At 59.5% G+C, this 8966-nt stretch carries 6 protein-coding genes and 1 rRNA gene; 3 read left to right on the forward strand and 4 right to left on the reverse strand.

Features of this window, described 5'->3' with window-relative positions; all coding sequences use genetic code 11:
* The first annotated feature begins 153 nt into the window (after positions 1-153).
* Genes mksB through mksF form a run of 3 tightly spaced genes read left to right on the forward strand, consistent with a single transcriptional unit; the run spans position 154 to position 4965 of the window.
* The gene (gene mksB, locus ABX75_RS07575; protein WP_034095744.1) at positions 154-1431 is read left to right on the forward strand and encodes an Mks condensin complex protein MksB; all 1278 of its coding nucleotides are present in this window, start codon (positions 154-156) and stop codon (positions 1429-1431) included.
* Positions 1421-2128 (forward strand): Mks condensin complex protein MksE, encoded by a 708-nt coding sequence (gene mksE, locus ABX75_RS07580; RefSeq protein WP_034095743.1) that lies wholly within the window; start codon positions 1421-1423, stop codon positions 2126-2128. Before mksB ends, mksE begins: the two co-directional genes overlap by 11 nt.
* Complete coding sequence (mksF, locus tag ABX75_RS07585; RefSeq protein WP_034095742.1) at positions 2125-4965, forward strand: Mks condensin complex protein MksF; 2841 nt, start codon at positions 2125-2127, stop codon at positions 4963-4965. The genes mksE and mksF overlap by 4 nt, the downstream gene beginning before the upstream one ends.
* A 145-nt stretch (positions 4966-5110) precedes the next feature.
* Here mksF and ABX75_RS07590 read toward each other — a convergent pair whose 3' ends face one another.
* The 4 genes from ABX75_RS07590 to rrf all read right to left on the reverse strand — a co-directional run.
* Complete coding sequence (locus tag ABX75_RS07590) at positions 5111-7414, reverse strand: PqiB family protein (RefSeq protein ID WP_034095741.1); 2304 nt, start codon at positions 7412-7414, stop codon at positions 5111-5113.
* Positions 7407-8030 carry a paraquat-inducible protein A gene (locus ABX75_RS07595; protein WP_034095740.1) on the reverse strand — a complete coding sequence of 208 codons (624 nt, stop codon included), beginning with the start codon at positions 8028-8030 and terminating at the stop codon, positions 7407-7409. Before ABX75_RS07595 ends, ABX75_RS07590 begins: the two co-directional genes overlap by 8 nt.
* Positions 8017-8676, reverse strand: coding sequence for a paraquat-inducible protein A (locus ABX75_RS07600; RefSeq protein WP_034095739.1), 660 nt, complete (start codon positions 8674-8676; stop codon positions 8017-8019). The genes ABX75_RS07595 and ABX75_RS07600 overlap by 14 nt, the downstream gene beginning before the upstream one ends.
* A gap of 193 nt (positions 8677-8869) precedes the next feature.
* A 5S ribosomal RNA gene (gene rrf / locus ABX75_RS28055) occupies positions 8870-8966 on the reverse strand; the annotation flags it as partial.

Below are 8966 nucleotides of genomic sequence, written 5' to 3' on the forward strand. Positions count from 1 at the left end.
AAGCACAGCTCGGCCACTTGTGGATAAGTAAAGAGCGGGGATTCTACCGCTGTTCGCTCACAATCGCCCACTGCACACTGACCGGCTGTGGATAAATCCCCCGTCCGATGCAGTACAATCGCGACTTTTAATCGCCAACCAGCGGCCATTCCCATGATCGAACCCAAGCGCGTCCTGCGCGCCCTCGCCGAACACTGGGCCTTACTTGAGCCACTGTGCGAACACTTCGACCAAGGCACCCTGAGCCTCGGCGAGCTGCGCGCGCAACTGGCCGCCCAACAACTGGACAGCACGCCCCAGGACATCACCAGCCTGTTGGACGTGTGGATTCGCCTCGACATCCTCGTGCCTGTGGCCAAGAGCCCGAATCGCTTCGAGCTTAACGCGCAGATCCACGATTTCCTGGCCTATCTTCGCAAGGAGCACCGGCTGGGCCTGTGCCTGGAGATCGAAGCCTACCTGCGCCACCTTGAGCGCCTGGCCGGTTATATCCAGGACGCCTTCGACATCCGCGACGGCCACGACCTGGCCCGCCAACTGCGCTTGCTCGACATGCGCGTGCGCGACGTGCTGAAAAAACTCGCCAACGACGAACAGGCCCTGGCCGCCGTGGCCGACCGCGCCAAGACCAGTGACCGGCAGATCCCGTTGCGCCAGCGTTACGCCGAGGTCTTGGCGACCTGGGACGAATACGTCGAACCGATGATCCAACTGGTGAACGCCGACGGCGCCTTCGAACAAGGCGTGCGCAAAGTGGAAAACGTGCTGTTGCGCCTGCTCACCGAACAGCAGCGCCTCGGCCATCTGGTGGACGATGACATGCTGCTGCGTACCCACGCGCGCATCCTCGAAATGCAGACCAGCGCCCAACTGACCTTGCGCCATGCGCGGGAACTGTTGCTGCCGCTGCGTGAAGAAGCGCGCCGGCACAACGCCGTGACCCGTGGCGCGGCGCTGGCCTTGTCGGCCATTCGACGCAAGGGCCTGGACGCGGTGCCGCAAGCGGCAATGCCGTTGTTTACCCGACCGCAAAGCACGTTCCTGGGCAGTGCGAGCCAGGTCGAAGCCTATGTGTATGCCCTGGCGAATTTCGAGCCCAAGCCTGCGCGGTTCCCCAAGGCTCACAAGTCCCACAAGGGCGAAGCCCAGCGCGCGCCGCGCACGGTCAAAGAGATGCTCGAACGCTGCGAAGACGCGTTGCCGATGCCGGACTTGATGTCCTGGCTGCTGGAGCAGGAACCGGACGGCGCCACCGACGAATTGCTGTACTGGTTCTCGCGCCTGTCCCGCGAAAAACGCTTCAAGCGCGAACGCCTGGAACGTCGCGACTATCACACCCACGAGCACCAGGTCAGCCTGCGCTCCTTCGCCCTGCTCCCGGCCACGCCTGACGCGGCCGAGCATTCTGCGAGCACTCCTCATGCATCTTGATCTATCCGAACTGTCCCAGCTGGCGCCGATCTTCCGCGAGCTGTTCAAGGGTTACCATGTCAGCCGCCGCGACCCGGAGCTGTACGCCCAACTGTCGAACTTCCAGGACCAGTACCGCACGTTGTTCAAGGCCCTGGGCTTTGAGCTGGTTTGCGACACTCGGGGCTTCTACTACTTCGTGCCCGACACCGCCGTGGCTGCCGCGCAGGTCAACAAGACCGCGCAGCGCCTGGCGCTGTTCACCTTCATCATCGTCGAGCACCTGGCCGACCAGGGCCGCGACCCAATCGCCGTGCTGGACGGTGGCAGCCTGGGCCGCGACGAACTGCCGTCGCTGCTGGAAAAGTACCGCGACCTGTTTATCCAGGCCGAAGTGCAGACCCAGGAAGAACTCGAAGAAAAAATCATGCGCCGCATGACCCAGCTCGGATTCGCCAGCGAAGACAACGGCGTGTACCGCTTCCTGCCGCCAATGCACCGGTTCCTCGACGTGTGCCTGTCGGTGCAGCAGGACCGCGACCTGGCAGCCAGTGTGCACAGCGTCTTGCCACTGCCGGCGCCGGTGATCATCGACGAAGACAGCGATGAGAAACTGCTGCAGACCGATGACCCGCTGGACCTCAGCGAGTTTGACAACGAGAGCGAAGAAGACGCCCTGGCCCGCGCCATTGCCGAAGAACAGGAGACCGACGCATGAGTAAGGAACGCTACGGCATCCGCCGCTTCGCCCTATTGAACACCGCCGGTTACAGCCTGGGCTTGTTTCCGCTGGAAGAGCCGCTGTCGGTGTACGGCGCGAACAACCTGGGTAAGTCCGCCTCGATCAACGCCCTGCAGTTCCCGATCCTGGCACGCATGTCGGACATGAGTTTCGGCAAGTACACCCTGGAACAATCGCGGCGCTTCTACTTTGCCAGCGACACCAGCTACATCCTCGTGGAAGTCTCCCTGCCCCACGGCCCGCATGTGATCGGTGTGGTCGGCCGCGGGCCGGGCGGTGGTTTCGGCCACCAATTCTTTGCCTATGCCGGCAAGCTCGACCTGGCCCACTACCAGAAAAACGACACCTGCCTGCGTCAGAAAGAACTGTTCACCAACCTTGAGCGCGAGGGCCTCAAGGCTTACGAACTCAAGCCGGATGAACTGCGGCGTTTGCTGGTCGGCGGCCACACGTCGATCCCGCTGGACCTGACATTGATCCCGCTGCGCTCCACCAGCGAGCAGAGCCTGAAGACCTTCCGCGCGCTGTTTATCAACCTGCTGCACATGCGCGAAATCACCGCGGCCAAGCTCAAGCAGCTGTTCCTCGATGCGTTTGAACACAGCCTGCGTTCCGGCAGTGTGGATTACATCGCCGCGTGCGAAGAAGCCTTCCGCGATGTGCGACGCATGGAACAGGACTACAACTCCCTGGTGGCCGCCGGGCCGCTGGTCGAAGCCCTGGCCAATGGCGTGAAGCACCGCGACATCCTGCGCGGCAAACTGCATCGCCTGTCGCCACTGTTGGATTCGCTGCTGGGCACCTGGTCGGACTACGCCAGTGCACGCAAGGAAGAGCTGACCATCCAGGCCGAGCATTACCGCAACGAACAGGACGCGCTGCAGAACGACCAGCGCGGCGGCACTCAAGAGCTGATGCGCCTGGAGCGGGAAATCAGCGGCATCCAGCGTTGGCTGGGTGAATTGTCGGTGCTCAAACATCGCTTCGCGTTGGTGGACGATGTGAAAGTGCTGGAGCAGCAATTGCTCGCGGCCAAGGACGCTCACGACGAACTCGCGGGCGCGCTGGCGCAGTCGCGACAGTTCAGCGCCGAAGACTTGGACGAGCGCTTGCGTGACCTGGAAAAGCGCTTGAAGTCGGTCAAGCAGCAGCTAGACCATGCGGACAACAACAGCTACGCCAAGCTGCGGGAAGAATTCTCACAGCAGGATGTCGAGCGTCTGATGCGACTGTTCAACAGTGCGCTGTTCAGCCTGCCGTTGGGCGAGCATGGCATCACGCTGGATGAGGATGGCCTGTGGGTTAAATCCCTGGAGCAGATCCTTGATGGCTTCAAGGGCGAGCGCTTTGAAGTGCCGGGGTTGTCTATCGACATTTCCCACATCGAACCGCCGGCATTGCAGGCCCTCGCGGATCGTGCGGCGTTGCGCGACCAGAAAGAGCGCCTGGAAAAAGAACTCAAGCAGCTCAAAACTCAGCAAGCCGTGGCGGCTGACCGCGCCGCGAGCAAAACCCAGACCGAAGCGCTGTACCAGCAGGTGCTGGACGCACAGAAAGCCTTGGAGGATTTCCGTCGCGCGCAGACCTTGAGCGCCGAAGAAGGTGAGAAGCTGGAAAGCCTGGCGCAGATGGAAGCGGCCCAGGACGAGTTGAAGCGCTCCAGCGACGCGTTTACCGAACGGGTCCAGCAACTGTCGGCCAAGCTGCAACTGGTCGGGCGTCAGATCGGCGACATGGAAGCCAAGCAGCGCACGCTGGATGATGCATTGCGCCGTCGTCAGTTACTGCCTGCGGACTTGCCGTTCGGCACGCCGTTCATGGACCCTATCGACGATTCCATGGACAACCTGCTGCCGCTGCTCAATGACTATCAGGACAGCTGGCAGGGCCTGCTGCGCGCCGACGGCCAGATCGAAGCGCTGTACGCTCAGGTGCGCCTCAAGGGCGTGGCCAAGTTCGACAGCGAGGATGATGTGGAACGTCGCCTGCAACTGCTGATCAACGCCTATGCCCACCGCACCGATGAAGCCCTGACCCTGGGCAAGGCACGCCGTGCGGCGGTCACTGATATCGCGCGCACCTTGCGCAATATCCGCAGCGACTACGACAGCCTGGAACACCAACTGGCGCTGTTCAACCGCGAGATCAACAAGCGTCAGGTGTCCAACCTGCAGAGCTTCCGCATCGTACTGGCACCGAACAAGGAAGCGCTCAAGCATATCGACCAGATCATCCACAGCGCCGGTCAATACGAAGAAGGCGAAACCCTGTCGGTGTTCGATCTCAGCCAGAGCGCCGAGCAGGACAACAAGAACGAAGAAGCCAAGGAATACCTGGCTCGCCTGGTGGCCGCCAACCATAACCAGTTGGGCCTCAAGGATCTGTTCGAGCTGGCCTTCGAAATCACTAAGGTCAACGGCCAGCCGGTGATTCACACCGATATCGATGGCGCGGCGTCCAACGGCACTACCATGACCATCAAGGCGCTGACCAACATGTATTTGTTGCTGCACTTGATGGACCGCGACCAGGCCGGTCGTGTGCGTTTGCCGTACTACCTGGATGAAGCGGCGGATATTGATGAGAAGAACCAGGCCGCGCTGCTGGAAACCAGTTTGCAGCTGGGCTTCGTGCCGATCCTGGCGAGTGTGAAACCCCAGGTTTCCGCCCAGGTGGCTATCGACTTGGAAGGCGGTAGCGGACCGAATGGTATCTACATCGACGAGGCGGACTGGAAGTACATCCGTCGTCGTGATGTGGTGAAGGCCACGGTAAACGTGCAGGCGGATGAACCGGAGCTGGATGAAGTCTGACCGGTTGCACTGAAATGCAAAAAGGCCGCGATCTTATGGATCGCGGCCTTTTTTTGTGGTGATGTTGAGGCTCTTGTCGGGAGCAAGCCTTCCCACATCCTGATTTATGTGGGAGGGGGCTTGCCCCCGATTGCCGCGCCTCGGTTTATTTGCCCAGTGGAATCTTGGGCGCCCAGGTCAGCCATTCATCTTCGAACTTGTCGAACAGCGGAAAGGTTTGTTGGGCACGCGCGGCGTTACCCATGCGCTCACCCTCCGGCGTGGCGAATGCAATACCACCCGCCACTAGAGTCTCCAGGGACTCGGTGCGTACCGTTGCGCCTTTGAACAGGCCGAAGTCGAGCCCGAACCCACTGGTGTTCCAGAAACGGCTGCCACTGCGCACCAACGGCGCGTACTTGGGTTCGATCAGGATATGGATCAACACACGGTCGGCGGTCTGGCCCAGCTCGTAACCGGTGACTTTGCCCACGGTGACTTCACGATAGGTAACCGGCACGCCTTCCTTGAGAGAACCGCGACGCGCTGCGCTCAGGACCAGTCTCAAACCAGCTTCTTGGTTCACGACTTCCGGCGGTTGATTTAGCGCGACGAAATTTTTCTGCGGGCCGGCATTTTTCGCCGCCGGTTGCACCTCGATGTACTGACCGGTGACCAAGGTTTCGAGGTTGGACGTTTTCATCAGGCCCAACTCAGGCTTGACCACCCAGAACTGACTGCCGACGCGCGCAACGCGATCGGCCACTTGGGTGATACGCGCACTGAGCATGACCGACTGCATATCGGCACTCAGGTCGACACTTTCGATCTTGCCCACATCCAACCCCTTGAAGCGCACCGGGGTTCCTGGGCGCAGGCCATCGGCGCGGTCGACCTTGATGGTGACGAGGGTCCCATGTTGATTGGCGGCCTCACGGTCGGCAAACAGACGGAAACGAGGGATACGTTTTTTCAGCGGAACGTTTGCCTGCGGGGTTTCGAAAGCGATACCGCCGGCCATCAGGCTCGCCAGGGACTCACTTTTTACTTGGATGCCGCCGGTCAGGCCGCCGGTCAGGGTCACGCCGCTGGCATTCCAGAACCGCGTCGAACCGTTGACGAGGTTTTCGTATTCCTTCTCGATGTGAACGCCAATCACCAGTTGCTTGCTCTTGCGCGAGAATTGGTAGCTCTGCACCGAACCGACTTTGACCTGCTTGTAGAGGATCGGGCTGCCGACATCCAGGGAGCCCAGGTTGTCGGTGAACAACACCATATGCAGGCCCGGAGAACGCAGGTCCAACGGCGGCGCTTTGGCCCGCGCGACAAACTCACGTTGCGGGGCACTGCCTTTGTCACCAGGGCGGATGGCAATGTAGTTACCTTTGACCAAGGCTTCCAGACCGGTGATGCCGGCAAGGGAGATGGAAGGTTTCACCACCCAGAACTGGGTGTCCTGCACCAGGTAATCTTCGGCCAAGGGGTCTAGGGTCAATTCCGCATTGGCGCTGGACAGATCCGGATCGATCTTCAGAGTTTTCAGGCTACCGACCTGGATGCCCTTGTACATGACCGGCGTGCGCCCCGCTTGCAGGCCTTCGAAGTCAGCCAGCTTGACCTTCACACGAATACCGGCGGCGGCCGCGTCGAAATCTTCGTACAAGCGGAACGGCAAGCTTGGATCGGTGGGCGGACTGTCTTTGCGATTTTCTGGCGTGGCGAAGGCGATACCACCGGCTACGATGCTGGAAAGCGACTCGCTGCGCACTTTGACGCCGGAGAGGTTAGCGTCGATGCTGATACCGCTGGCATTCCAAAAACGCGTGTGTTTGCGCACCAGGTGCGCGTAAGTCGGCTCGATGTAGAGTTTGATCTCAACGGTGCTTTGGTCTTCGGACAGCAGATAGCTTTTGACCTGACCCACCTGGATCTGCTTGTAGAACACCGGGCTGCCACGGTTGAGTGAGCCGAGGCGGTCGGCTTTGACGGTCAGGTGCAGGCCGGGCTTGGCGTCGGACAGAGGCGGCTCTTCGGAAAGCGCCTTGAATTTGCGAGTGGGTTCGCCATCACCAGGGCTGGCAGCGATGTAGTTGCCTGATACCAGGGTTTCCAGACCGGTGATGCCCGCGAGGCTGACGCTGGGCTTGACCAACCAGAAGCGCGTGTTGGTTTTGAGGTATTGCTCGACGTCCTTACCCATCTCGATGGTGGCGATCACCCCGCGATTGTTGCCTTCGTCATCAAGTGCCAAGGCTTTGACCTTGCCCACGGGCATGCCTTTATAAACCACTTCGGTTTTGTTGACCTGGATGCCCTCGCCGCTTTCAAAGCGCACCTGGATTTCGATGCCCTGCTGGGAGTAAGCACGCCACCCCAGCCACCCGCCGATAATCAGGGCAATCAGAGGCAACACCCATATGGCTGACCAGTTGGAAGCAGGGCGGGTTTTAGCTTTAGGCAAGTCACTCATGGTCGTCGTCCGACTCCGTGTTATCCCAAATCAGTCGGGGATCGAAAGTTACAGCGGCAAGCATCGTCAAGATCACCACACTGGCGAACGCCGCAGCGCCGAGGTTGGCCTCGACGCTGGCAAGTCGTCCAAAGTTTACGACCGCCACGAGGATGGCGATCACGAAGATATCCAACATGGACCAGCGGCCAATGAATTCAATAAAACGGTACATCACGATACGTTGTTGCGCCGAGAGCGGTTGATGGCGCTGCACCGAGAACAGTAACAGACCGATACCCACCAGCTTGAATGTCGGCACAAGAATACTCGCGATGAATACCACTGCGGCAATCGGGTACATACCATGCTGCACCAGCTGGATAACACCGGCCATAATGGTACTGGGATCGCCCTGCCCCAAGGAGTTGACCGTCATGATGGGCAGCATATTGGCAGGGATGTAGAGCAAAGCGGCGGTGATCAACAACGCCCAAGTACGCGTAAGGCTATCAGGGCGGCGAGCATGAACCAGCGCGCCACAGCGGCTGCACACTTGCTCATCGACATCTGGCTCTTGCTTATTCAACTCATGGCATTCGGTGCAAATCAGAATGCCCGCATCAATCGCCCGCATGATCATCCTCCCCTGACAGCGCTTGCCAGATCTGGTGGGGCGACATCACCACCTCAAGCAGGACCTGAACCATCAACAAACTGACAAAGCAACCAAGGCCCAGGCCAATCGTGATGGACGCCATGTCAGCGAGCTTGACGATCGCCACCAGTACGCCCATCAAGTAGACCTCCAGCATCCCCCAATCTTTCATGTGGTGGTAAATGCGGTAGAACAGCAGGCCATAACTGCGGCCGATGTTCCACCGTATGCTCAACAGCACGGCTAACTGACACAGCAACTTGAGCAAGGGAATGCCCATGCTGCAAAGGAAGACCACGATGGCCACACCCTGCATGCCTGTGTCGAAGAGACCGACAACGCCGCTCCACACGGTGTCCTCGGAAGACTGACCCAGTAGATTGAGCTGCATGATCGGCAGAAAGTTCGCAGGGATGTACAACAACAGTGCAGCAAGTACCAAGGCAAGGCTTCGCTCAACCACGTTATGTCGGTGAGCGTACAGCTCGTAACCGCAACGTGGGCACTGGGCTTTTTCGCCAACAGCGAGCACGGGTTTGCGCATCAGCAGGTCGCACTCATGGCAGGCCACCAGGTCGTCCAGCGGTAAATCCGACACCTCTGTGGCATCAACCGGATCGGGCATAGTAGGGCTCTGACTCTAAAAATGGTTAGGTGCCTATTCTAGTGGTCTGGTTCAGAAATAACTGTTCAAATTTGTCGGCGATTTGGCGGTGCTCTTGGACTGAGTAGAAGGTAAACCTAATCGAGCTTCTAATGTTTTCGAGCGCGCAAAACAAAACCCCAATTGCTTTCGCAATTGGGGTTTCGGAATTTAATCTTGACGATGACCTACTCTCACATGGGGAAACCCCACACTACCATCGGCGATTCATCGTTTCACTTCTGAGTTCGGGATGGGATCAGGTGGTTCCA

The sequence above is a fragment of the Pseudomonas sp. ARP3 genome (assembly GCF_001029595.1).
In the GTDB taxonomy this organism is placed as follows: Bacteria; Pseudomonadota; Gammaproteobacteria; order Pseudomonadales; family Pseudomonadaceae; genus Aquipseudomonas; species Aquipseudomonas rhodesiae.

Excerpts from the sequence above, each read along its gene's own strand:
- mksF (WP_034095742.1), top strand. The coding sequence starts at position 2,125 with ATGAGTAAGGAACGCTACGGCATCCGCCGCTTCGCCCTATTGAACACC.
- mksB (WP_034095744.1), top strand. The coding sequence starts at position 154 with ATGATCGAACCCAAGCGCGTCCTGCGCGCCCTCGCCGAACACTGGGCC.
- ABX75_RS07600 (WP_034095739.1), bottom strand. The coding sequence starts at position 8,676 with ATGCCCGATCCGGTTGATGCCACAGAGGTGTCGGATTTACCGCTGGAC.
- ABX75_RS07590 (WP_034095741.1), bottom strand. The coding sequence starts at position 7,414 with ATGAGTGACTTGCCTAAAGCTAAAACCCGCCCTGCTTCCAACTGGTCA.
- ABX75_RS07595 (WP_034095740.1), bottom strand. The coding sequence starts at position 8,030 with ATGCGGGCGATTGATGCGGGCATTCTGATTTGCACCGAATGCCATGAG.
- mksE (WP_034095743.1), top strand. The coding sequence starts at position 1,421 with ATGCATCTTGATCTATCCGAACTGTCCCAGCTGGCGCCGATCTTCCGC.